This is a genomic window from Paenibacillus anseongensis, assembly GCF_009757995.1.
GTDB classification, from domain to species: Bacteria; Bacillota; Bacilli; order Paenibacillales; family NBRC-103111; genus Paenibacillus_E; species Paenibacillus_E chondroitinus.
Genome location: NZ_WSEM01000006.1, coordinates 149,240 through 172,736 on the forward strand (window position 1 = coordinate 149,240; position 23,497 = coordinate 172,736).

Below are 23,497 nucleotides of genomic sequence, written 5' to 3' on the forward strand. Positions count from 1 at the left end.
ATTATTAACTTGTTATAAGTATATCATAGCATTGCCCAAATTATTTAAAAGCCATCGCGGCTCCAACTGCTTTTTTCCAACCACTGTACAATTGTTCTTGGCGTTCTGCCTCCATCACAGGCTTGAAAGCCTCATCCACCTGCCACTGTGCCGCAATCTCCGCTTGATCTTGCCAAAAACCTACAGCCAGCCCAGCCAAGAAGGCTGCCCCAAGCGCTGTCGTTTCACTGATAACCGGACGCTCCACCGTGACGCCAAGCATGTCGCTTTGGAACTGCATGAGGAAGTTATTCCTCACGGCGCCGCCATCAACCCGCAGCTTCGTGAGCTGAATACCGGAATCGTCTTCCATCGCCTGCAGCACATCTTTCGTCTGATAAGCAAGGGATTCAAGCGTTGCCCGGATAAAATGCTCCTTGGACGTCCCCCGCGTCAATCCGAAAATCGCGCCTCGAACGTCGCTATCCCAATAGGGCGTACCCAAACCAACAAAAGCCGGAACGACATACACGCCGTCCGTCGACTCTACACGCTGGGCATAAGCCTCCGTGTCCTGCGCCATTTTGATCATCCGCAGCCCGTCACGCAGCCACTGAATTGCAGAACCCGCAACGAAAATACTGCCTTCCAGCGCATACTCCACTTTCCCGTTCAGTCCCCAAGCAATCGTGGTCAAAAGCCCGCTGCGCGAAGGAATCGCATGATTGCCTGTGTTCATCAGCATAAAGCAGCCGGTGCCATAGGTGTTCTTGGCCATCCCTTTTTCAAAACATGCCTGCCCGAACAAGGCCGCCTGCTGATCACCCGCCGCACCCGCAATCGGGATCGCCGAGCCGAACAAGAGATTTTCCTGCGTATGGCCGTACACTTCCGAAGAAGAACGCACCTCTGGCAGCATGGAAGCCGGAATGTCCAGATAACCTAACAGCTCTTCATCCCACTTCAGCTCATGGATATTATAGAGCAACGTTCGCGAAGCGTTGGAGTAGTCCGTCACATGCGCCTTGCCGCCGGTCAGCTTCCAAATCAGCCAAGTGTCCATCGTGCCAAACAGTAAATCTCCACGCTCCGCTTTCTCTCGCGCGCCATCCACGTGATCCAGAATCCATTTGATCTTGGTCCCCGAGAAGTAAGCGTCAATTAAAAGCCCCGTGCGCTCGCGAAAAATATCATTAAGCCCTTGCGCCTTAAGCGCTTCGCAAATATCTGCTGTCTGGCGAGACTGCCATACAATGGCATGATACACCGGCATTCCCGTATGCCGATCCCAAACAACCGCCGTTTCACGTTGGTTCGTGATGCCAATACCTGCGATCTCCGCCGGCTGAATGCCGGATTCCGACAAAACCGCCGCGATGACTCCCTGAATCGATAGCCATATTTCATTCGCATCATGCTCTACCCAGCCCGGCTTCGGGAAATGCTGCTTAAACTCCTGCTGGGCCGTGTGCACGATGCTCCCTTTTTGATTAAATAAAATCGCTCTGGAACTTGTCGTTCCCTGATCCAGCGAAAGAATATAGGAAGAGGCTTCTGCCATTGTTCTACCTCCAAAAGTTAGGATCGTTGATGATACTGCTGCCACAGCTCTGTGTTCGACGTCGTCACGGCTGTCGCTCCAGCTCCTAATGCCTGCTCCACATCGCCTACAGAACGAATGAGTCCTCCTGCAAAAATAGGAATACCCGAACGTTCCTTCACTTCCTTAATAATGTGCGGAATAATGCCAGGAAGGACCTCGATGTAATCTGGCTGCGTTCGTTCCAAGAGCGTATAGCTCTTTTCAAGTGCGCTGCTATCCAGAAGAAAAAGGCGCTGAATGGCGATGAGCCCATTCTGTTTCGTCTTCGTGATGACCGTGCCCCGTGTAGAAATGATCCCGGCAGGACGAATGCTCTGACACAGGAACTCCGCTGCATACTCGTCATTTTTCAGCCCTTCAATCAAATCCGCGTGCAGCAGCAGCTTTTTGCCGTTTGCCCGGCCCAGATCCACGATGTTTTTCAACTGTCCAACATGGCTGTCCAGCAGCACAATATAGGTATAAGAAGTTTTTAGCAGCTTCTCTAAATCCTTCATTTTGCGAATCGCCGGTAAAATTCGTTGCTCCTGCAAAGACAAGCTCATCATCTCCGTTCACACGTTCCTATGCACGCCCCTGAGGGATGACAACAAAAAAACTCACCAAAAGATATGCCCATTCCTATGAAAATGGCAATCCCCTGTGAGTCTCCTGTTCTCCGTCACATGTTATTAACTTACTTCCCATTGTACTGACACCTGCTCCACCTGTCAATGAGAACCGCGCCCATTCTAAATCATGTTGATAACGCCTTGCGTACGGCTAAAATGTATTTGGATTGATCGAGAGGATTCACGCCTCGCCGCTTCCGCTCCGCGTGCACATCCGGTGGACTCGGCTGGTAGCCCCCGAACGACGAAGTGATAACCCCCCTGCCTCCGGACATCGCACTAAGCTTCACTGGATAGTCCAGAGAAGTAGCCACGGGCAGCCGGCCTTCAACGACAAATCGATCACCGCTCAGCTGCGGCGGATCAAAACTCGCCCGCATTTGCACCAAATCGCTCAGCACCTTGCCTCCGTAAACCTCTGGAACGGTAATCCGCACTTGCAGCATCGGCTCAAGCAGCGTAGTTCCCGTTTGTACCAAACCCTGCATGAGCCCCATCGGTGTCGCAACAGCAAAATCAAGCGGGTGCGTATGCCATACATGATGCTCACCCTCCACGAGCGTTACCTTGAGATCGGTAACTTCCCAACCGAGCAGCCCTTGTTGCAGCGCTTCCGGCACTCGGCGCTCCACTTCGCTTTGGTACTGCGCCAACAATTGATCGGCGCGTACCTGCGACGAATACACGAGTCCGCTGCCAGGCGCCCCGGGCTCGATGCGGAAGCGCAGTATGGCCCAGCACGGCTTGGGCATCGTATAAGCAATGAAGCCTTCACCTGGCTGAGAAGGCGTTTCTTTGTAGATCACGGAAGGCTGATCGAACCTTGCTTGCAGCCCGAATCGCGAAGCCAGCAGACTGGTCAGAATCTCAAGCTGGATAGCACCCATCACCTTCACATGCAGCTCACGTTCCTCTTGCAGCCATTGGAGATCAAGCAGCGGATCCTCGTCCGTAAGCTCCTGCAGCGCGGCAACGAGTGCTGGGTACTGCGCGTCGCTCTCCGCATGCACCTGCACGGTCAACAGCGGCACGGCAAGCCGTGGAGCCGGCGGCACCGCATCAGGCCGGCCCAGCACGTCGCCGATGCGCACCTGCGTCAAGCCACAGATAGCCGCGATGTCGCCTGCCGCTACATAACCGATATCTTCGGCGCGGCGGCCGTCAATTTTGCGAATCTGGGTCACCTTCTCCTCCACGCCCCGCGTGGCATTGAGCACGGTGTCCCGGTTGCGGATCGCCCCCTCGTAGAGGCGGACGTACGCCATTCTCCCCATGGTCTTGTCCCGCTCGACCTTGAACACCACGGCCGATAGCGGCTGCTCCGCGCTGCCGCTCGGCCCGGGCAAATAATCGAGGATGGCTTCCATCAGCTCCTCGATCCCCAACCCTTTGCTCGATGCTCCAACGAGCAAAGGAAAGGCCTGCCCCTGCCGCGCATAGCGCTGCAGGGTTGCTTTTACATCGCGTGCCGGGATGGGCACGCCTTCGATGTAGCTCGTGAGCAGCTGCTCATCGAGCTCGGACAGCTTTTCGACCGCTGCCGCGAGGTCGAAGCCGGGCGCGCCTGACGCGCCCTTGACCAGCACGTTCTCCGCACCGCGGAACGTGTCTTCGACGCCGAGCGGTGCATAGATCGGCACCGCCATACCCGTGAGCTGCTTCTCTATGTCGCGCAGCACTCTGTCCGCGTCCGCGCCAACGCGGTCCATTTTATTCACATAGAGTAGAGTTGGGATTTGGAGTGACTGCAGCGCATGCCAAATCATCTCGGTCTGTGACTGGACCCCTTCAACGGCAGATACAATCAAAATCGCACCATCCATCACGCGCAGAGAACGCTCCACCTCGGATAGAAAATCTACGTGTCCAGGAGTGTCTACCAGATTAATAGAAGTTTCTTTCCATGTAAAAGTGGTTGTCGCACTGCGCACCGAAATGCCGCGCTCCCGTTCCACATCCATAGAATCCGTTTGCGCCGTGCCGCTATCCACACTGCCTAGGGCGCGGATTCGCCCGCTATGATAAAGCAAATGCTCGGTTGTCGTCGTTTTGCCCGCGTCCACGTGAGCGAAAATGCCCACATTTCTTCGCGGAATAGCTTGATCCTTGCCCATTTCGTCGGTCATTGAAGTGCTCTGCTCCTTCTATTTACCAGCCTTTGTCTCCCTATTATACTTGAAGAACAGACACCTACGTACATTTACCCGTAAACTTTTGAGGAGGTAAGCGGCTATGTTGGATATTGATCCCTCTAACTCTGATTCTAACTCCAATGAACAAAAGCCAACCGTTTCATCGCGTACAACGATCCTGCTGCATCAAAAGCATCCTGCTATCCTGGCGCTTTCTGAGGCTGACCACCGTTTAGCCTGCCTTATTCGCCTGGTTGGCGAGCTGACTTTGACACCGAGTGCCTCCCCTTTCGAATCGCTGGCGATGTCAATTATCTCCCAGCAGCTATCCACCAAAGCGGCAGGTACCATTAAAGCCAGAGTGAAAGAAATCGTTCCCGAATTCACTCCGGAGCTTGTGCTCGCCGCGGATGAGAATGCTATCCGGCAATGCGGAGTCTCTTTTCCCAAGATTCGCTATATTCGCGATCTTAGCATGAAAGTCATAGCCGGAGATCTGCGACTGGACGCCTTGCATGAGCTGGATAACGAGGAGCTTCTGAAGCAGCTTACAAGTGTCAAGGGCATTGGAACTTGGACAGCAGAAATGTTCATGATGTTTGCTTTGTGCCGGCAAGATATCATGTCCGTCGGTGATGCCGGTCTCCAGCGCGCTGCCCGCTGGCTGCACCAATTGGAGGAGCGCAAGGACGGCAACTACTTGGGGCAGATCGCCCCGGCATGGTCCCCGTATCGGACCTTCGCCTCGCTGTATTTATGGCGTGCCGTCGATATGGGCTTCGTAGATTCCGGGCTTTCGGTGGAAGCCTGTCTGGATTCGTCGGTGATTGTGGACGAGACGTGAAGTAGAAGCAGATCAGCTTCATTGGACAATTTCCAATGAAAACACCAATCAAACACCCATATTGCTCATTTCGCTGGACATAATCCAATGAGACTATAAGATCCGGCGTTATAGAAGCTTGATTAACCTACTTCATTGGATTTCGTCCAATAGAATCACAAATTAAGCCTTCATATCACTATGTTCATTGGATTTCATCCAATAGAATCACAACTTTACCAACTTTTATCCTCTTATGCGTGCCAGTTCTGTTTGTAGCGTGATAGAATGGCGCAGGATTGGTAAAGTAGCTAAAAGCAAAGCCTGACGGATCACTTTCTCCGTCAGGCTTTATGATGTCGCTTGCTATGTTGCACTTTCTGCCGTCCGCAGTCCCCTCAAATAAGTCTGAAGCAGCCGCCTCAAGCTCTCATCACGCTCAAGCCCCATGCGGAACCCATTCCTGTGCTCAAGCGACGCGAAGCCATGCACCATACTCCGAAAGCCGCGCACTACATGCAGCGCATCCTCCTCACTGAGTCCATACGGTTCAAGAATCCGCAGTAAAAAGAACACAACATCATTGCCCGCCTCCTTCAACTCCGGATCTTCATAATCAGGCAAGATGGAAATAGCCTCATATAATCCCGGATGTTTCCGGGCAAAATCCACATAAGCAAAACCTACAGCTAACAAAGCATCGTCTTTCGCTTTGCCAATTACCGCATCGACCATGGCGGCTTTGATGAGCATCAGTCCACGCCGCGAAAGCTGCCTCCGCAGGTCTGGCAAGCCTTTAATATGATTATAAAGCGATGGCGTTTTTACGTTTAATTTTGCTGCTAATGCTGCTAATGTCAGCCCCTCGACACCCTGTGTATCTGCCATTTCTACAGCTGCTTGAAGCACGTTTTCTGCGTCTAGTCCTTGTCGTTGCGCCATTGATGTCCCGTCCCTTTTATCTAAATGTTTGCCGCTGTCATCTGAAATTTCTGAGCTGCCTCCGCAATGGCGCGATCAATCACCGCCAGCGGCTGTTCAATCATTACCCCGTGCCCGACCGCAAGAAGGCTTGGAGACAGCTGTCTCAATTTGCGTGCGCTCTCCAGCGACACTTCTTTGTTCCATGTGGCCATGGCCGGGAATGGAAACCAGAACTTCATCAAACCGGAAACTGCCACCCCACCGCGAACTTGAAAAGCATCACCGGCAATCAACGCACGGCTGCGTACATCCAGAAATGCCATCGATCCCGGTGTATGTCCTGGAGCCGAAATAGCTTGAAGCGAGCCTACGCTATCGCCATCTTTTAACAACACATCCGGCTTGGTCTGCACCGACTTCGGAACGTCCCCTTTGATCGGGTAATTCGGCTCACCGGCCTCCAGTTCCTTGCTTCCCACCAGCAGTTTGGCATCTCTTCGCGAAATATACACCTTCGCCTGCGGCAGGACTTTTTTCAAACCATCCAATGCGCCAATATGATCGCCATGTGCGTGCGTAAGCACGATGCGAGTAATGGGTTTCCCGATGCTCTCTGCAGCCTGAAGAATGCCTTTCACACTGAATGGCAAAGCCGCATCAACCAGCGTCAATTCATTCTCTTCCTCCACCAAATAACAATTTACCGGAAAAAATCTCGGCATAAAAGACACCTGATACAAAAAACCTATTTTCGTTACTTTCATTTTGAACGCCTCCCGCTTGTTATCTATATAAGTATAATAACTAATGTCGTTAGTTTTGTAAAGCTGTCTTTGGCCTAAATCTCATTTATTTTTCTAATATGATAAAATAACAGTTATCGCACTACCTAATCATGTAAAAAAGTGAGGATTTCCCATGAACACTGAAACGTTAGAGCTTTTTCGTACATTGACTGAACTCCAGGCAGCTCCTGGCTTCGAACGGGACATCCGTAAGTTTGTCCGTGGTGAAATGGAGAAATACACCGACGAGTTCGTCCAAGATGGCCTCGGCAGCTTGTTCGGTATCCTGCGCGGCGATGAGGCCGGTCCGAAAATCATGGTTGCCGGTCACTTCGACGAGGTTGGCTTCCTGGTTAGCGGCATCACCGAGCACGGCACCATCAAATTCCAGCCCCTCGGCGGCTGGTTCAGTCAAGTGCTGCCCGCCCAGCGCGTGCAGATCATGACCGAGCAAGGGCCGATCATCGGCGTGATCGGCTCGGTGCCCGTGCACTTGCTGGACGAGGCGGCACGCAGCAAGCCCGCAGACATCAAGACGATGTACATTGACATCGGCGCAGAAGATAAAGCCGATGCCCTCGCCATCGGCATCAAGCTCGGGCAGCAGATTGTTCCCATCTGCCCGTTCACGCCCCTGGCCAATCCGAAGCGGATTATGGCCAAAGCTTGGGACAATCGCTACGGCGTAGGCCTCGCGATTGAGCTGCTGAAGGAGCTTCACGGCGGGCCGAAGCTCCCGAATGTCCTGTACGCGGGCGCTACCGTACAGGAAGAGGTTGGCGTGCGCGGTGGACGCACGGCGGCGAATCTCATCCAGCCGGACTTGTTCTACGCGCTGGATGCCAGTGCCGCTGGAGACATGACCGGCGACCGCAATGCTTTTGGGCAGCTGGGACGCGGAGCGCTGCTGCGCATCTTTGACCCTACGATGATTACGCATCGCGGCATGGTTGAGTTCATTCTGGATACGGCGGAGACGCACAAGATCCCGTATCAATATTTTATTTCAGCCGGCGGCACTGACGCCGGACTGGTTCACGTGCAGGGTACAGGCATTCCTTCTGCCGTAATCGGTGTCTGCGCGCGTTATATCCATACTTCCGCGTCGATTCTTCACGTGGATGACTATGCCGCAGCGAAAGAACTGCTCATTAAGCTCGTGCAAGCGAGCGACCGTACGACGTTAAACACGATCCATGCGCAAGCGTAATTCGTGCTCAAGACTATTACCCCGCCCTTCGGCGGGTTTTTTTTATGCAAATGTAGAACTTATGTTCCAATATATGGTATAATTAGCAGAATCATAGGATCATAGAAAGAAGGCCCGTAATGACGTATATCATTCGAGAAGCAAACCCCCAAGATACGAAAGAAATCAGCAATTTTGTTTCCAAGCGGACAGGCAAGATGATTTCCCCTTTGCACATTGAAAATAGGCTGCATTTTATGCGTGACAATCCCGATGAATCCCTCTATGTGTACGAAGAAGAGAACCAAATACTTGGCACTCTAGGGTTTCGTATTCGTCAAGCGGATGATGCCGTTGTGAAGTTTAGCGAAGTCTCCGTGATATCTATGGAAGAAACAGACAGCAGCCAAGCAGCAGCCGATAAGCTGAAAAGCTATGCAGAGCAGCTGGCCCAAGAGCACGCTTGCTCCGGGATGTGGTGGATCACAGGTTCGGAGAACCATGGGGATAGCCGGAAAGCGCAGCAACCGCTTGGGTTTCATGAAACCGGATATCGATTCGTCAAAAGATTCCTCTAAAAAAGTCCGCGAATGAACTACGAAACTTTGAGGAGTGATTATTATGTCAACAGGCTTCAACACAGGAGCCTTTCCTAATCAGGGCAGTGCAGGCCTTTTTATGTTTATTTTTACAATTGTGGCGGTGCTTATTGGCGGCTTTATTTTATTTGTCATTATCAAAGGATTTATCACATGGTCTTCCAATAATTCAGCCCCTATCGAGAACCTGACTTGTAAAGTTGTAGCCAAAAGAATGCAGGTTAGCGGAGGATCCGGAGATTCGAGTGCTAACACGAGCTATTATGCAACCTTTGAATTTGAGGATCGCCAAAGATTAGAATTGCGTGTCGGGCGGGATCAGTTCGGTTATATTGTTGAGGGAGATCAGGGAATACTGACTTACCAAGGAACCAGATTCAAAGGGTTTTCTCGCCATTTATCTTTTCAAGCTTAAGGAGTGTTCAGTATCCAAAAATAATAGATTTACAAAACCTTTACAAAAACTAAGCAATTCGAAGGAAATCAAAGAAAACACGAAAATAGTCAGCAATAATCTCTTTTTAGCAAATATTCTGAATATTTACAATATTATAATAATGGTCTATAGTTGGGTTAGGCTCACTTGAAGGACAAGCCTTACAGCTGGTAAGGACCCCTAAGAGTAGCCAGGATATTCTCAACTTAGGAAGGGGATAGTCCAATGGACAAGGTTAGCGAAACATGCCCACTTTTCCTTCAAACGACGGAAGAAAAGGTGCGGGAACGCGTTACGTTCATCGGGCATGTGGGAATCCAGAAGCGGTAAATGTGATCAGCGTTTATTCGAGGAAAGGATCCTTTATAGTCGTAATTTCAACGGAAGTTGGTTTGATTGGAGTGTGCGTAGGGACAATTGAATACGATGTGTGAAACTTAGAGACCTCCGGTTATCAGTGATAAGCGGAGGTCTCTATTTGTGCTCCTTCTAAGACTCTTGCAACGAGAAGCGAACGATAAACGTCGTCTTTTTCTCCGGTTTACTTTCTACGGTTATCGTACCTGCATGCATATCAATGATCTTTTTCACAATCGATAGTCCTAGTCCGTTGCCTCCTGAGGTTCGATTTCTCGATTTATCCGCTTTGTAGAAACGCTCAAAGATATGAGGCAGGTCTTCCTCAGAAATATTAGCTCCATTATTGGAGATTCGAATAATAACTTCTTTTCGGGTGCTTTCAACATGGACCCCTATGGTACCGCCAACAGGCGTGAATTTGACCGCATTATGAATTAAATTCGTCCACACCTGGCTCAATAAATCTTCATCGGCCAATAGCGTAACGGGTTCCAGATCAATATCCATTTCGATATTTTTCTCTATCCACTGCGGTTCACAGGCAAGAATATGATTGCGGATCTGCTTATCCAGCCGGTAGCTTTTCGGTTCAAAAGGGTGATGCTGTGACTCTAATGACGATAATTTGAGCAAGTTATCACTTAGCTTGGAAAGGCGTGTGCTTTCGGCTTCAATAATTTCCAAATAATGCTTGCGTTCCTCTGACGAGATGCTCTCGTTCTGGAGCGCCCGTGAGAAGCCGCTGATCGAAGTGAGCGGGGATTGAATTTCATGCGACACGTTAGAGATGAATTCCTGCCTCATTTTCTCCAATTGGCCCAGCTCTACCGCCATGTTGTTAATGGAATCAACCAGCTCTACAAAGGGGCCATTGTGCGGATTATTATCAACAGACACATTGAAGTCCCCTCTGGACATACTTTGGATCGCCGCAATCATGGTTTTAAAAAATTTCATCTGCTCGCTGCGGAAGAATCTGCCCAAGCAAGTCATGGTGACGCCCCATAGAAACATGCCGCTGATACAGTTAATAAGCTGAACGATGACTTCGCTTGGGCGCTTATCGATATGGGTGTAAATCCACTCTGTACCGTAAAAGGCAGCCAGCCAGTAAAGAATGATGAGCAGAAAAAAACCTACGGCGAACAAAGTACCGCGTACACGCTGTCCGCGACTTCTGGGGTTTTTCCTCCGCACTTCTTTGTTCATGATGGCAGGACCTCCATCCGGTAGCCTAGCCCCCGTATCGTCGCAATGCGAAAAGCGTGCCTCTCTTCTGGGAACCGTTCGCGAAGCCGATTGATGTGCACATCGATGGTCCGTTCGTTGCCTTCATAATCGAAGCCCCAGATTTGCTCGATCAGCTGGTCGCGCGAAAATGTTTTTCCCGGGTAACTCGCCAGCTTATAAAGCAGCTCAAATTCTTTGAGCGGCAGTGTCAAGCTCTCGGAGCCAACGGTTACCTCGTAGGTTTTTTTGTTCATGCTGAGGTCGCCGACTTGAACCGTTTGGGATGCAGCAATTTTATAACGCTTCAGCAGTGCTTTGACCCGCATCGCAAGCTCGACAGGCTCGAAGGGCTTAACGAGATAGTCATCGGTGCCCAGCTCAAAACCTTTGACCTTCTGCGAGGTTTCGCCCTTGGCGGTTAGCATGAGCAGCGGGATATCATAGTGCTCCCGAAGTTCTTTGCATAATTCCCATCCGTCCATATTCGGCATCATGATATCCATAATGACCATGTCGACTTGGACAGTTTCCAGCAGCTTGAGCGCTTCCGCGCCATCCGAAGCTTCAACCACCTCGAAGCCTTCGTTCAGCATAAAAACGCGAACCAGCTCACGAATATAAGGATCATCATCTACGATCAGGATTGGAGCCATTTTATATCAAGCCTCGCTTCATGTTAGGTCTAATTTTCACTTATTTTAGCATAAAGCACTTTTATAAACTGAATTTAAACCATTGGAGAGACCATTCCTATGTAAGGGCTTTTTTTGGTAAAAAAATTGTGATACATTTTGGAGAAAGTATGTTTTGGGGGGACCTCACCATATGATAACGAATGCGTATACCGAGTTTTCCATGCTTCAAAGCGCTGAAGCCGAAGCTGCTTATCAGCAAGAGGTATGTGCTGAGGGTTATGCCGGCTTTCGCCGCCTGCTGGACGGCTTAACCGAGGCTATTAAAGCAGCCGCAGATGCGGACATCCCTGACCTGGAGCAGGCACTCGCCAAAGCTGGCCGCCTCTTTCCTGAGCCGGTGCAATTCAGCCCGTCGTGGGAACGCATTTGGGTGGAGCTGGAAGCTACCTTAGCAGCGAAGAAGCACGTCCTGACGACCATTTCACCACCGGAACGCACGGGAGAATGGCAGGTCATCATGGATAACCCGAACTTGGTCCAAGAAGTCGTGTGTTACCCCGGACTAGATTTCCATGACGCGGCGTATTTATACGCCTATTTCCGCCCCCAACTGGAAAAGTCGGAATATATCCGCCTTCAGAAGATTCAAACCGTCATTCAAGAGCTTGGCCACTAAGGACGCAGCCGCCATCCATTCATGATTTCAGCTTCGATCTCATCCACTCGCACCAATGCAGGTCTGCATCTACTTTGAGCATAGCTTTTTTTACCAGAACATAATTAGCGAACATAGGGTCATGAAACTCTAATTCCTCAAGCGGTTTCTCACTTTGTCCTTTGACCTTCTCAAAGGACTCCATAAACCGCTCTTTCTTCCCTTTATAATAGCTCGCGCGCTCAACCAACATTTTCAGGGCTTCTTCTTTGTTTACAAGGCCAATGCAGTATATTTTCAGCGCAAATTCATCACGAGTTACCGGCGGGTCTGTAGGCAGCCCGATCCACTCCTGAAGTGCTTTTAATCCGGCTTCTGTTAATGAATATACTTTTTTATCCGGCTTATCTGACTGTACAACGTGTACAAATTCAACATACCCCTTCTGCTCTAGTTGAGCAAGGAGTGGGTATATTTGACTATGCTTAGCTGGCCAAAAAGGCTGAATATGCTGCATAAGCTCATAGCCCGTTCGAGAATCTTTAGATAGCAGGCTGAGCAATCCATAGGAAAGGGTATTCATAGGAACTCCTTGTTATGTCATAATTGACATATGTCTACTTTGGTAGTATGATGATTTTCATTCAAATTATAGAGAATCCGGCGAGTAAGATCAATGGAGAGTGGAGGTATCAAGTGAGTAAGGATGATTTACAGCAAGTTCGTTTCTGGCCGATTATGATTGCCATCTTCTTCGGATCATTCGTTTCGATCTTAAGTATGAGTACAATCAACATTGCTATACCGATTTTGAGTGAACATTTCAATGCTGATTTGAGTAAAATCCAATGGACCATCACCGGATTTATGCTGGCGAGTGGTACAATTGCTCCTATTACCGGTTACTTAGGTGAGCGATTCAGTTATAAGCGACTGTATGCTTTAGCTCTTGTGGGCTTTACTGTTTTTTCATTACTATGTGCAATTTCCTGGGATGCTTCTTCCCTCATTGCTTTCCGTATTATCCAGGGGGCATTCAGCGGTCTCATTATGCCGGCGACGATGACAATCGTGTATCAGGTCATTCCTCGCGACAAGCAGCCTATTGCGATTTCCCTATGGTCGTTATCCGCTATGATGGCCCCTGCCATCGGGCCGACATTGAGCGGCTGGCTTCTGCAGAATTGGAGCTGGCACTGGTTATTCCTTCTTAATGTACCTGTTGGACTTATTGCTATTTTTCTCGTTATCAAACTAATTCCCTTCTATCGTCTTTCTGTACCAAAAAGGTTCGATGCGATCGGTTTAATCACCGTCGTCCTTGGAAGTCTCTCTTTGCTCGTTGCATTCTCTCAAGGCCATGCCTGGGGATGGACTTCGGGTCGCGTCATCGGGTTGTTCGCAGGAGGTATCCTTATGCTTGGCCTCTTCATCTGGAGGGAGCTGAAAGCCGATTCTCCTTTGCTGAATGTTCGCGTCTTGGCTAATGCGCGCTACTCTTTGACACTTATCATTTCTAGTATTGTTACCATCAGCTTATACTCAGGAACTTTCCTGACACCTATTTTCCTGCAAAATATTCAGCATGTAACGCCACTCGATACTGGCTTAATCCTGCTGCCGGCTTCCCTAGCCATGGCGCTCTGTATGCCGATTGTAGGGAAACTATACAGCATTCTGGGTCCGCGTATTCTTCTGTTTGTCGGAATTTCCTTGATTGCGGTAGGCACATTAACACTTAGTTGGTTGAGTGTCGACGTTTCCCGTGGCTATATCTTATTCTGGATGATCGTACGTAACGTCGGGATCGCTTTTGCAACAATGCCAGCCAGCAACGCCGGTATGGAGCAAATTCCGCGCACATTGTCCGGTCATGCAACATCCATGAGCAACTGGGTACGCAACGTTTTTGGTTCTTTCGCTATCGCCCTTTTCACTTCGGTTCTGGCGTCCCAAACCGCAACTCATTCCCGAGAACTCGCAACCAGCGGGATCACGGACAAAGCCGTTATCGGTATGCAGTCCTTTACAATGAGCGTGAACTATGTGTATCTACTGGCTACGTTCATCGTGTTAGTTGCGCTGCCGCTCAGCTTGTTCGTCGGCAAACGTCCGATCGAGAAAGAATCTCCTGCGGCGATTGCTGCGGTGATTAGCCCTAAAGCGGCTAAATGATTGATGAAAAGTCCTCGCCTTTTCTGTGTGTTGCACAGTGAGGTGGGGGCTTTTCGGCGTTATCAGCTGCCTACTTGAATGCATTCAGTGCTGAGACATCCTTTTTGGCTTTGTTGACTCTCGGGTGTGGGGCTACGTTGTATTTTATACAACGATTTAGTGACTTTTATGCACTTAAGCCGCTCCTCATTGCATAAAATACAACAAATTCGCCAAAAAGTGCTGTATATCCATCCTTATGAAGCAAATGGTTGTATTAAATGCAATATAGCATGCTTTAGCAGCATTATTAGGCGTATTTGATTGTATGAAGTGCAATCAAGGGATGGCAAGCATTTGCACATTGACTAGAACGAGCAGCCTGCACTTATGGAGCTGATCCCATATGGATGGATCAGCAACGATTCACTTTAACTTGTTTAACTTCCCTTTCTCGCACCATTCTCTCTAATAAGCACATTTGCTGCATCTTTGTCACTTGGAGTAGCTAGTTCTACATCGGTGGCATAGCACCGATTTCTCTTTAACTTGTTCACCCCCACTTCTCGCACCATTCTCTCTAATAAGCACATCTCTACCCAAACGCAAAAAAAGCCCTCAGCCAAGGAAAATTCCTTAAACTGAAGGCTTCTTTTATTAACCCAGCACCACGCGGTCATCCGACAGCTTGCTGCCGCTGATGTTCTCGAACTCACCGAGCAGCTGCTCCACAGTGAGGTCCTTTTTCCGTTCCTCGCTCACATCGAGGATGATGCGGCCCTTGTCCATCATGATCAGGCGGTTACCTAGACGAATCGCCTGCTCCATGTTGTGCGTGACCATCAGCGTGGTCAGCTTCATTTCGCGCACGATTTCCTCGGTCAATCGTGTGATCAGCTCCGCCCGCGCAGGGTCGAGCGCGGCGGTATGCTCGTCCAGCAGCAGAATCTGCGGCTGGGTGAAGGTCGCCATCAGCAAGCTGAGGGCTTGGCGCTCTCCGCCGGAGAGCAGACCCACCTTCGCGCGCAAGCGATTCTCCAAGCCGATGCCGAGGCGCTGCAGCTGTTCCAGGAACAACGCGCGTCTACGCGCGTTGGTGCCGAAGCTTAGCCCGCGCTTCTTGCCGCGGGTATACGCCATGGCGAGATTCTCCTCGATGGTCATTCGAGGAGCGGTCCCCGCCATGGGATCTTGAAAGACGCGGCCGATCCAACGGCTGCGCTCGTACTCAGGCAGGTGGTGGATCGTCTCACCACTGATCGCCACCTCGCCGGCATCCGGCGTCATCACACCGGAGATGATGTTCATCAGTGTCGATTTGCCGGCGCCGTTACTACCGATGACCGTGACGAAGTCGCCGGGCTTCAGGGTTAAGTTAATGCCGATCAGCGCGATTTTCTCATCGGCTGAACCAGGGTTAAATAGCTTGGAAACATTCGAGAGCTTCAGCATCAGCGGCCACCTCCCTTATTCATTTGCACGGCGCGGGCGATGAGCTCAGCAGAGCGCCGTTTGGCGGTTGCTTTTTGCCGGATAGACCGCTGCACGGATGGCAGGACGAGTGCGATAATAACGATAATCGCAGTGATTAATTTTAAATCAGAAGCATTGAGCCACTCCACGCGCAGAGCCAAAGCAACCACGATACGGTACACAATGGAGCCAAGAACAGCGGCAAGTGTCGCTCGGAACACGCTCTGGGAACCAAAGATCGCTTCCCCGATAATAACTGAAGCCAAACCAATAACAATCATCCCGATGCCCATGGAAATATCCGCAAACCCGGATTGTTGAGCAATCATCGCGCCGGAAAGCGCTACTAATCCATTAGATAAGCTGACACCAAGAATGGTGGTATTATCTGTATTTGCCCCAAAACTGCGAATCATGCGGGCATTATCGCCCGTTGCACGCAGAGACAGTCCCAAATCGGTATGCAGAAACCCATCCAGCAACAGTTTAAATAAAATGACAACAAGGAAACCTACCGCAATCGGAGAGATGGACGTGAACATGGTATCCGAGCCAAGCAGTGAAATGTTCGGTTTGCCCATAATCCGCATATTAATGGAGTACAAGGCAATCATCATCAAGATACCGGACAAAAGGCCGTTAATTTTCCCCTTTGTATGAAGCAATCCTGTACAAGCTCCGGCAGCCAGTCCACCTGCAAAAGCAGCCAAACAAGCGAGCAGTGGAGAATATCCGTGTGAAATCATAATGGCTGCAATTGCGCCGCCAGTCGTGAAACTCCCGTCCACCGTCAAATCAGGGAAATCGAGAATGCGAAAAGTGATGTAGACACCAAGCGCCATCAGGGCATAGAGAAGACCCAGCTCGACAGCACCGCTCATGGAATCCATCATGTTGAAACAACCTCCTAGTTTAAAATAAACAACGCCTAACCTCAGGTAGACGGGAGAAAAAAAGAGATGAACGAAAGTGACGTCCACCCCTTTTGTATCCCAAAATCTTACTGAATAATGTTTTTCTCTTTGTCTTTTACAGCATTTTTCATAGCATCCGTTACTTCAACGCCTTGCGCCTTAGCTGCTTTCAGGTTCAAGATCAGATCCAACTTATCAGGAACAGTTACTTTCATGTCCGCTGGTTTCTTCCCGTTTTTCAAAATTTCCACAGCCATTTGACCAACTTGGTAACCATGATCGTAGTATTTGAAGCCAACCGTTGCAAAAGCTCCTTTTTCCACGGTATCGCGGTCACTGGAGAAGAACGGAATGTGCTTTTCGTTAGCAATTTGAATGATGCCGTCTACACCGCTAACAACCGTGTTGTCGAGTGTAATCAAGAAAGCGTCTGCGCGTCCAACAAGGGATTGAGCCGCTTGTTTGACTTCAGATGTATTCGTTACTGGTGCTTTTATAAGTTTGATGTTGTTTTTCGCCAAAGCTTGTTCAGCATTTTTCGCCATGATCACAGCGTTTGGCTCACCTTCGTTGATAACAAGACCGACTGTTTTTACTTTAGGCATGTTAGCTGCAACGAAATCCATCAATTGTGCGACCGCCATTGGGTTCGTGTCCGATGCACCGGAAACCGTGCCGCCCGGTTTGTCTACATTCGTTACAATTTTAGCTGCAACCGGATCTGTAACAGCCGCAAAGAGAACCGGCGCTTTTTTCACTTGCTGTACAACCGCTTGAGCGGATGGTGTTGCGATACCCAGCACCAGGTCGTTGTCAGCAGAAGCAATTTTTTGCGCGATGGATAAATTGTTCGTTTGATCGCCCTGCGCGTTGTTGAAGTCAACCTTCAGGTTCGTGCCTTCTACGATTCCAGCGTCTTTAAGCGCTGCCAAAAAGCCCTGACGAGTTGCATCCAAAGATGGATGTTCCACGATTTGCGAAATCGCGATTTTGTACGTCTTTGCCGCAGCTGCCGTTGCTGCTGGAGCTGTTGATGCGCCGCCTGCTGCAGGCGTTGTCTCTGTCTTTTGACCACAACCGGCTACGACCATAAGAGCTGCTGATAATACAAGTGATGCAAGTGCTTTCTTTTTCAACCTAATTACCCCTCTCTTTTTTCCCTTTTGGTTGACTTGAACCCATTGCCCGCTCACCACTTTAACGCTTTTGCTCGCCAAAGTGTGTAGACGCTGTTTGGTATCCAAGCTGTGATGCTAATTTACCATAGTTTAATTGGCTGGCGTGTTTCCGTCAATCGTTTTATCCATTCTGTTAATATATGGACGGGATTAGTGCTGATTCTGGTGATAAAAGTCGCGCAGCAGCTCATCCATGACCCGATTTGTCCGCGCGGCCGTCCGTCCTGTACTTGGACTTTTCCCAACGCCTCTAAGCTCATCCACCACCATCCCGATCAAAGGCTGTTGCACATGGGCCGGATTCGGAATTGAAAAATCCTGCACTTGACCGTCCGCTGTTTCCAAGCGAAGATCGCCGCCAAATGTTGAAAACGTGACCTTGCCGAGACTTCCGACAATCTCGTTCACATCACTGCGCTTGTAGCTGTTAAAGCTCCAAATGCCCGTCCCCATCACGCCTGACTCAAACGCATACGCCGTTGTCACGATATCTTCGACTTGCAGCTGTCTGCTCTGATTGCGAGCAAACCCTTTGACCTCGCCAATTGGCCCCAGCAAATAGTCCAAAACATCCAGCGTATGGCTAGCTAAATCGACGAAAAGTCCGCCTCCCGAAAGCTCAGGCTGCAGCCGCCAAGGCAGATCCTGACCCTGGTCTTCTCTGAGCATTTGCAGATAAGTCGTATGGACGAACCGGATTTCCCCCAAAACACCGCTGTCCAGCAGTTCTTTAATTTGATTAAACTTCGGCAAACCCCGGCGATAATAAGCAACGAAAAGCGGTACCCCAGCCTCCTCACACGCGGCGATCATCTCCAGGCACTCCCCGTGATTCCGAGCCATGGGCTTTTCCACATAAACCGGCTTCCCTGCTTTTGCCGCCATCAATGTATATTCATGATGAAAACCAGGCGGCGTGGCGACATATATGGCATTGACATCCGGATCATGAATAAGCGCATTTGCGTCATCATACCATTTAGCAACGCCGTGTCTTCTCGCGTAATCTTCCGCCAACGCGCCATTGCGCCGCATGACGGCCACAAGCTCAGAGCCCGCCACCTTTTGGAGGGCCGGCCCGCTTTTAATTTCAGTCACATCTCCACAACCAATAATTCCCCACCGCACTTTATCCATGAACGTATCCCTCCAGATATCATTTGAATGCTACGTTACTTATTCGACAACCGCGTTCTTCCTCCTTTTGTATAGTGGCACACCATTTTCCATTCTAATTGGCACTATATTTGGACCATTCCCCTTGTTACAATATCGTTAAATTTAAAAAAGCAGGTGAAAAGCAACATGTACATTCCTTCCTATTTTAAAATAAAAGATGACGACATCATGTATGAGGTTATCGAACAAAATGGCTTTGCGACCCTGATTTCCCAGCATGACAACCGCCCGATGGCTACCCACTTGCCGCTTACACTTGATCGCACTAACAAATGCTTGTATGGACATGTTGCTAGTCCGAATCCACAGTGGAGAGATCTTCAGCAGCAGGAGGTCCTGGTCATCTTTCAAGGGCCTCATAGCTATATCTCCCCTTCCTGGTATGAAACCAGCGATTCCGTTCCGACATGGAATTACGTGGCTGTTCATGTATACGGTCAAGCCGAGCTCATCGACGATGAGGATGAAGTGATGGCCTCTATGAGAAGCTTGATTGAAAAATATGAGGAACCCGATAGCCCCTATGATTTAGAATCCGTAGATTCCACCTACTTGTCCGGTCTAAGCAAAGGCATTCAAGGCTTCAAAATCCACATATCGGACATGGAGGGTAAGGCCAAGTTAAGCCAAAATCATCCCGTTCAGCGCCAAGAACTCGTTATTCAGAGGTTGGAAGCTCTCAATCGAGAAAATGAACGGAATATCGCTGCTTTGATGCGAAAAAACCTTTAGCTCAAATAGCGCCTTGTAGTTCCGCTGAGCTGCCTTACTCTCAAGTGCACAAAGGGCTGTTTCAAAAGCAAACTAATCTGCTTTTGAAACAGCCCTTATTAGAAACCTGATCTGCAGCAAGCCGCTGCAGGTTACCCTAATTACCGATGCGAAGGAGCCTCCACGGAAGCCAGCGCCTCCTCAGACACGAAACCCGAATCCGCGGCGAACTGATCCTGCAGTTGAAGCTGCTGCGTAGCAAACTCGCGGTACATGTCATGCGACTCCAGCAGTTCCTGATGCGTTCCGCTGCCGGTCACCACGCCTTTGTCCAGGAAGATGATCTGGTCGGCATCCACCACCGTCGATAAACGATGCGCGATGACCAGCGTCGTCCTTCCTTGCATGAGGTTCTGCAGCGCCTGCTGCACCACAACCTCGGACTTGCTGTCCAAACTGGACGTCGCTTCGTCCAGCATCAAAATCTTCGGATCGCGCAGCAAAGCTCGCGCAATCGCAATCCGCTGCCGCTGTCCGCCAGACAGCTTAATGCCGCGCTCGCCGACTTCCGTTTCATACTGTTGCGGCAGCTCCTCAATAAACGTATCCGCATAGGCCATCTGCGAAGCCCGCTTCAGCTCCTCCAGCGTTACCTCACGCTGCAAGCCATAACAGATATTATCCCGGATCGTGCCTGCAATCAGCGGACTCTCCTGTGAAACATAACCGATCTGGCTGCGCCACGAAATTAGCGAGAACTGATCAATCGGATCAGACCCTAAGGTAACAGAGCCCTTCTGCGGCGTATAGAATCTCTCGAGCAGGGAGAACGTCGTCGTCTTCCCGCTTCCACTCGGTCCTACGATGGCCGTCACTTTGCCGGCTTCCATCGTGAAACTGACATTTTTCAGGACGGACTCCCCTTCTTTGTAGCCATAGGTCACTTGATCGAAATGAATCGGCTGTGAAGCATTCGCTACGGGCACACCTGCATGTGGATTTTCTTCTTCATGATCCAGCACTTTGAGGATAGTATCTGTTGCTCCCATCGCCTTTTGAGCCTGATTAAAAAACTGTGTGATTTGCGTAATCGGCATGACAATTTGGAATAAATAGAGCATGAACGCCACCAGTTGACCCGCGGTTATCGCGCCAGAAGCCACTCGCATACCGCCGTAACCGAACAGAACAACAAACAACATCAGCATAACAAACGTAACAAGCGGTGCCATTAAGGCTTGAATCTTGCCTTCGCGAAGTCCAAATTTAAACAGTCTTTGAATCCCTGAGCTGCCTTCCTGGTACTCTACAGGTTCGGCATTGGCTGCCTTCACCAAGCGGATCTCGGATAGGACACGATTGAGCACAGAAGTGAAACTTGCTGTCTCAGCCTGCATGCCCTTGGAGATTTTGAACATTTGCCGACCCAGTGGAAAAAGGATGAGGAAAGCTATCGGGAATACGCTGAACATGATGAGCGTCATTTTCCAATCCATATACAAGAGCACCGCAATAGAACCGATAATTGAAATAATACCTGTCACGAACCCTGACATATGCTCGGCGATTAGCCCTTTAATCACAGCGGTATCATTGGTCATCCGGGAAATCGTATCGCCCGTCTGATTGTTATCGTAATAGCGAACCGGCAGCACCAGAAGCTTTTTCCATAGTCGCTCACGAATACCGGCCACGACGCTTTGACCCGCGTGATTCAATAAATAAACCGAGACGCCCGAGGCAATTGCCGAACCAACAAAAGCGATCGCCATGCCGCTAATCTGCATCCAATTCAAGTTGTCGAGCGAAAAGCTGTCGACCACATTTTTCGTAAATAACGGTATCACAAGTCCTGCCAATGTTGAAATAATGCTTAATCCTAATGCTATGCCTAGAAGAAGCTTGGGTGGATTCGCCTGCATGATCAAGCGGATGAACCCCCGCCAATTGCTTGCGCTCTGAGGCGCTTCTTTCCTTGTAACCGCCATGTATCTCTACTCCTTTACCCGATCGAATATTCATCCGTCATCTGAATGATTCTTTGCTTTTCAGTATCTCTTTGCAAAATGAATCATACACCTGTATTTTAAACGGAATATAAACAGGAACGAATCGGTCCGGGGATGTAGAGAGGCTGCTCTCACCCTTTATGCCTCCGTAGAAATCTGCCAAACCACACCAAACGGATCTTCCAGGCGGCCGAACATCGTCCCCCAAAACATGCGTTCAAAAGGCATGATCACATGACCACCCTGGGATAACGCCTCGAAAATACGCCTCGCCTCCTCTTCACCTTTAAATTCCAACGTCAAATCCAACCCCTTGCCTCTATCTACCGATTCCGTACCTGCATCCGCCATGAAAAAGCGTAAACCAAGCGCCTGAATCTCCAAATGCATCACTCGCTCCTTCATGGATTCATCAGTCCCCGGCATATCTGCGAACGTACGCAGGCTGACGATCTCTCCGCCAAACGCTTTTACATAAAAGTCCGACTGCTCTCTTGCATTTCTGCTATAAAAATAGGGTGTTAATGTTGCCATGGTTATTCCTCCTATTATGTTTTGATACAAGCTAGAACCTGCTCTGCGCCTTCATTCTTCTAATTTTGTTTTTTGCTGTTTCTTTCTATACAATATAGGGGTAAGACTACATATAGATGATCTCGAGGAGGTAATTCGATGAATACATTTACTTATTATAATCCAACCACGCTGCATTTCGGACAGGGGACACTCGAGAAATTAACTGCGGAGGTACCCAAATACGGTAAGAACGTGCTGCTCGTATACGGCGGCGGAAGCATTAAACTGAACGGCATTTACACCCAAGTTGTTCACCTGCTGAAAGGCATCGATGCTTCAATTTTCGAGCTAAGCGGCGTTGAGCCTAACCCAAGGCTTACAACCGTCCACCGCGGTGTGGAAATGTGCCGGACTCAGAACATCGACTTAATCCTCGCTGTAGGTGGAGGCAGCGTCATCGACTGTGCCAAAGCGATTGCCGTCGGCGCCAAATATGAGGGCAACTTCTGGGATATCGTTACGCGTAAAGCATCCGCAACTGGGGCGCTGCCGCTAGGCACCGTACTGACGATTGCCGCAACGGGCTCGGAGATGAACTCCGGCTCAGTGATTACGAATTGGGAGACCAAAGAAAAGCTCGGCTGGGGCAGCCCATTCTCCTTCCCGAAATTTTCAATCCTGGATCCCGCTCACACAACTTCCTTGCCTGAAAATCAAACCGTATACGGTATGGTCGATATCATGTCACACGTCTTTGAGCAATATTTCCATCATGTCGATAATACACTTCTTCAAGATGGCTTTTGTGAAACCATTCTTCGCACCGTGATCGATACGGCGCCTCGCTTGCTGCAGGATCTCACGGATCTGGAGAACCGTGCGACGATTCTATACAGCGGCACAATGGCACTGAACGGGACGCTTAGCATGGGAGTTCGCGGCGACTGGGCGACGCATAATCTCGAGCATGCGGTGTCAGCCGTCCATGATATCCCGCATGGCGGAGGCCTTGCGATTCTATTCCCGAACTGGATGACCTACACGCTGGATGCTAATGTAGCGCGGTACAAGCAGTTCGCGCAGCGCGTCTTCGGCGTTACAACTACCGGCAAAACGGACCGCCAGGTAGCTGAGGAAGGTATCGCGGAGCTTCGCGGGTTCCTTAACTCCATCGGCGCGCCAAGTCGCCTAGCGGATTACGACATCGACGATTCCACGATCGAGCTGATGGCGGACAAAGCGATGGTGTACGGCGATTTCGGAAACTTCAAGAAGCTTACACGCGAGGATGTCGTTAACATTTACCGGATGTCCCTATAAAAAGGAGCTATCCTTGAGCAGATTCTTTTGCTTGAGGATAGCTCTTTTTTTTAATGGGCAAGCGGCCTGATCACTTATTCCG

At 49.9% G+C, this 23,497-nt stretch carries 22 protein-coding genes; 8 read left to right on the forward strand and 14 right to left on the reverse strand.

The annotated features are described in order from the left end of the window. Positions 1–40 precede the first annotated feature (40 nt). The 3 genes from glpK to GON05_RS06410 all read right to left on the reverse strand — a co-directional run bounded on the left by glpK (position 41) and on the right by GON05_RS06410 (position 4,319). Entirely contained in the window at positions 41–1,540 is a 1,500-nt protein-coding gene (gene glpK, locus GON05_RS06400) for a glycerol kinase GlpK (protein ID WP_157318354.1), read from the reverse strand. 17 nt (positions 1,541–1,557) lie between these two features. After that, positions 1,558–2,121, reverse strand: a complete 564-nt coding sequence (locus GON05_RS06405; RefSeq protein WP_157318355.1) for a glycerol-3-phosphate responsive antiterminator — start codon at positions 2,119–2,121, stop codon at positions 1,558–1,560. Positions 2,122–2,318: 197 nt separating this feature from the next. Beyond that, positions 2,319–4,319, reverse strand: a complete 2,001-nt coding sequence (locus tag GON05_RS06410; RefSeq protein ID WP_309492152.1) for a TetM/TetW/TetO/TetS family tetracycline resistance ribosomal protection protein — start codon at positions 4,317–4,319, stop codon at positions 2,319–2,321. A 106-nt stretch (positions 4,320–4,425) separates the two neighbouring features. Here GON05_RS06410 and GON05_RS06415 point away from each other — a divergent pair, with 106 nt between their 5' ends. Continuing rightward, complete coding sequence (locus tag GON05_RS06415; protein ID WP_157318356.1) at positions 4,426–5,169, forward strand: DNA-3-methyladenine glycosylase family protein; 744 nt, start codon at positions 4,426–4,428, stop codon at positions 5,167–5,169. Between the two features lie 345 nt (positions 5,170–5,514). On the opposite strand, the gene GON05_RS06420 is transcribed toward GON05_RS06415, so the two are convergent. Beyond that, the gene (locus GON05_RS06420) at positions 5,515–6,090 is read right to left on the reverse strand and encodes a TetR/AcrR family transcriptional regulator (protein ID WP_157318357.1); all 576 of its coding nucleotides are present in this window, start codon (positions 6,088–6,090) and stop codon (positions 5,515–5,517) included. 20 nt (positions 6,091–6,110) lie between these two features. After that, positions 6,111–6,836 (reverse strand): MBL fold metallo-hydrolase, encoded by a 726-nt coding sequence (locus GON05_RS06425; RefSeq protein ID WP_157318358.1) that lies wholly within the window; start codon positions 6,834–6,836, stop codon positions 6,111–6,113. Positions 6,837–6,990: 154 nt separating this feature from the next. Here GON05_RS06425 and GON05_RS06430 point away from each other — a divergent pair, with 154 nt between their 5' ends. The 3 genes from GON05_RS06430 to GON05_RS06440 all read left to right on the forward strand — a co-directional run bounded on the left by GON05_RS06430 (position 6,991) and on the right by GON05_RS06440 (position 9,060). Then, a complete protein-coding gene (locus GON05_RS06430) occupies positions 6,991–8,067 on the forward strand; it encodes a M42 family metallopeptidase (protein ID WP_127458703.1) in 1,077 nt (358 codons plus the stop codon). 119 nt (positions 8,068–8,186) lie between these two features. Then, complete coding sequence (locus tag GON05_RS06435; protein ID WP_157318359.1) at positions 8,187–8,624, forward strand: GNAT family N-acetyltransferase; 438 nt, start codon at positions 8,187–8,189, stop codon at positions 8,622–8,624. Between the two features lie 43 nt (positions 8,625–8,667). Next, positions 8,668–9,060, forward strand: coding sequence for a DUF2500 domain-containing protein (locus GON05_RS06440; protein WP_246238873.1), 393 nt, complete (start codon positions 8,668–8,670; stop codon positions 9,058–9,060). 510 nt (positions 9,061–9,570) lie between these two features. Here GON05_RS06440 and GON05_RS06445 read toward each other — a convergent pair. Then, positions 9,571–10,650 (reverse strand): sensor histidine kinase, encoded by a 1,080-nt coding sequence (locus GON05_RS06445; protein WP_157318360.1) that lies wholly within the window; start codon positions 10,648–10,650, stop codon positions 9,571–9,573. Further along, positions 10,647–11,324: a response regulator transcription factor gene (locus tag GON05_RS06450; RefSeq protein ID WP_127458700.1), complete on the reverse strand. Its 678-nt coding sequence runs from the start codon at positions 11,322–11,324 to the stop codon at positions 10,647–10,649. Before GON05_RS06450 ends, GON05_RS06445 begins: the two co-directional genes overlap by 4 nt. Before the next feature lie 172 nt (positions 11,325–11,496). Here GON05_RS06450 and GON05_RS06455 point away from each other — a divergent pair, with 172 nt between their 5' ends. Continuing rightward, positions 11,497–11,982: a hypothetical protein gene (locus GON05_RS06455; RefSeq protein WP_157318361.1), complete on the forward strand. Its 486-nt coding sequence runs from the start codon at positions 11,497–11,499 to the stop codon at positions 11,980–11,982. Positions 11,983–12,001: 19 nt separating this feature from the next. Here the strand turns inward: GON05_RS06455 and GON05_RS06460 are convergent, their stop codons facing one another. Beyond that, entirely contained in the window at positions 12,002–12,544 is a 543-nt protein-coding gene (locus GON05_RS06460) for a PadR family transcriptional regulator (RefSeq protein ID WP_157318362.1), read from the reverse strand. A gap of 155 nt (positions 12,545–12,699) precedes the next feature. On the opposite strand from GON05_RS06460, the gene GON05_RS06465 reads away from it, so the two are divergent. Then, on the forward strand, positions 12,700–14,136 hold the full coding sequence (locus tag GON05_RS06465; protein WP_220138874.1) for a DHA2 family efflux MFS transporter permease subunit: 1,437 nt from the start codon (positions 12,700–12,702) through the stop codon (positions 14,134–14,136). Between the two features lie 636 nt (positions 14,137–14,772). Here GON05_RS06465 and GON05_RS06470 read toward each other — a convergent pair. The 4 genes from GON05_RS06470 to GON05_RS06485 all read right to left on the reverse strand — a co-directional run bounded on the left by GON05_RS06470 (position 14,773) and on the right by GON05_RS06485 (position 18,817). Continuing rightward, positions 14,773–15,567 carry an ABC transporter ATP-binding protein gene (locus GON05_RS06470; RefSeq protein ID WP_127453829.1) on the reverse strand — a complete coding sequence of 265 codons (795 nt, stop codon included), beginning with the start codon at positions 15,565–15,567 and terminating at the stop codon, positions 14,773–14,775. Continuing rightward, positions 15,567–16,481, reverse strand: a complete 915-nt coding sequence (locus GON05_RS06475; protein ID WP_157318363.1) for an ABC transporter permease — start codon at positions 16,479–16,481, stop codon at positions 15,567–15,569. The genes GON05_RS06470 and GON05_RS06475 overlap by 1 nt, the downstream gene beginning before the upstream one ends. Positions 16,482–16,588: 107 nt before the next feature. Next, a complete protein-coding gene (locus GON05_RS06480; protein WP_127453833.1) occupies positions 16,589–17,638 on the reverse strand; it encodes an ABC transporter substrate-binding protein in 1,050 nt (349 codons plus the stop codon). A gap of 192 nt (positions 17,639–17,830) precedes the next feature. Further along, a complete protein-coding gene (locus GON05_RS06485) occupies positions 17,831–18,817 on the reverse strand; it encodes a Gfo/Idh/MocA family protein (RefSeq protein WP_157318364.1) in 987 nt (328 codons plus the stop codon). 168 nt (positions 18,818–18,985) lie between these two features. Between GON05_RS06485 and GON05_RS06490 the strand changes: the two genes are divergently transcribed. Beyond that, complete coding sequence (locus GON05_RS06490; RefSeq protein ID WP_157318365.1) at positions 18,986–19,591, forward strand: FMN-binding negative transcriptional regulator; 606 nt, start codon at positions 18,986–18,988, stop codon at positions 19,589–19,591. A gap of 140 nt (positions 19,592–19,731) precedes the next feature. Here the strand turns inward: GON05_RS06490 and GON05_RS06495 are convergent, their stop codons facing one another. Beyond that, a complete protein-coding gene (locus GON05_RS06495; protein WP_157318366.1) occupies positions 19,732–21,558 on the reverse strand; it encodes an ABC transporter ATP-binding protein in 1,827 nt (608 codons plus the stop codon). A gap of 159 nt (positions 21,559–21,717) precedes the next feature. Beyond that, positions 21,718–22,113 (reverse strand): VOC family protein, encoded by a 396-nt coding sequence (locus GON05_RS06500; RefSeq protein ID WP_157318367.1) that lies wholly within the window; start codon positions 22,111–22,113, stop codon positions 21,718–21,720. A 138-nt stretch (positions 22,114–22,251) separates the two neighbouring features. Between GON05_RS06500 and GON05_RS06505 the strand changes: the two genes are divergently transcribed. Further along, complete coding sequence (locus GON05_RS06505; RefSeq protein WP_157318368.1) at positions 22,252–23,415, forward strand: iron-containing alcohol dehydrogenase; 1,164 nt, start codon at positions 22,252–22,254, stop codon at positions 23,413–23,415. Positions 23,416–23,497 lie beyond the last annotated feature (82 nt).

Bases quoted from the DNA above. Each gene is read 5' to 3' on its own strand.
- glpK (WP_157318354.1), bottom strand. From the start codon at position 1,540: ATGGCAGAAGCCTCTTCCTATATTCTTTCGCTGGATCAGGGAACGACA.
- GON05_RS06410 (WP_309492152.1), bottom strand. From the start codon at position 4,319: ATGACCGACGAAATGGGCAAGGATCAAGCTATTCCGCGAAGAAATGTG.
- GON05_RS06415 (WP_157318356.1), top strand. From the start codon at position 4,426: ATGTTGGATATTGATCCCTCTAACTCTGATTCTAACTCCAATGAACAA.
- GON05_RS06420 (WP_157318357.1), bottom strand. From the start codon at position 6,090: ATGGCGCAACGACAAGGACTAGACGCAGAAAACGTGCTTCAAGCAGCT.
- GON05_RS06425 (WP_157318358.1), bottom strand. From the start codon at position 6,836: ATGAAAGTAACGAAAATAGGTTTTTTGTATCAGGTGTCTTTTATGCCG.
- GON05_RS06430 (WP_127458703.1), top strand. From the start codon at position 6,991: ATGAACACTGAAACGTTAGAGCTTTTTCGTACATTGACTGAACTCCAG.
- GON05_RS06435 (WP_157318359.1), top strand. From the start codon at position 8,187: ATGACGTATATCATTCGAGAAGCAAACCCCCAAGATACGAAAGAAATC.
- GON05_RS06440 (WP_246238873.1), top strand. From the start codon at position 8,668: ATGTCAACAGGCTTCAACACAGGAGCCTTTCCTAATCAGGGCAGTGCA.
- GON05_RS06445 (WP_157318360.1), bottom strand. From the start codon at position 10,650: ATGAACAAAGAAGTGCGGAGGAAAAACCCCAGAAGTCGCGGACAGCGT.
- GON05_RS06450 (WP_127458700.1), bottom strand. From the start codon at position 11,324: ATGGCTCCAATCCTGATCGTAGATGATGATCCTTATATTCGTGAGCTG.
- GON05_RS06455 (WP_157318361.1), top strand. From the start codon at position 11,497: ATGATAACGAATGCGTATACCGAGTTTTCCATGCTTCAAAGCGCTGAA.
- GON05_RS06460 (WP_157318362.1), bottom strand. From the start codon at position 12,544: ATGAATACCCTTTCCTATGGATTGCTCAGCCTGCTATCTAAAGATTCT.
- GON05_RS06465 (WP_220138874.1), top strand. From the start codon at position 12,700: ATGATTGCCATCTTCTTCGGATCATTCGTTTCGATCTTAAGTATGAGT.
- GON05_RS06470 (WP_127453829.1), bottom strand. From the start codon at position 15,567: ATGCTGAAGCTCTCGAATGTTTCCAAGCTATTTAACCCTGGTTCAGCC.
- GON05_RS06475 (WP_157318363.1), bottom strand. From the start codon at position 16,481: ATGATGGATTCCATGAGCGGTGCTGTCGAGCTGGGTCTTCTCTATGCC.
- GON05_RS06485 (WP_157318364.1), bottom strand. From the start codon at position 18,817: ATGGATAAAGTGCGGTGGGGAATTATTGGTTGTGGAGATGTGACTGAA.
- GON05_RS06490 (WP_157318365.1), top strand. From the start codon at position 18,986: ATGTACATTCCTTCCTATTTTAAAATAAAAGATGACGACATCATGTAT.
- GON05_RS06495 (WP_157318366.1), bottom strand. From the start codon at position 21,558: ATGGCGGTTACAAGGAAAGAAGCGCCTCAGAGCGCAAGCAATTGGCGG.
- GON05_RS06500 (WP_157318367.1), bottom strand. From the start codon at position 22,113: ATGGCAACATTAACACCCTATTTTTATAGCAGAAATGCAAGAGAGCAG.
- GON05_RS06505 (WP_157318368.1), top strand. From the start codon at position 22,252: ATGAATACATTTACTTATTATAATCCAACCACGCTGCATTTCGGACAG.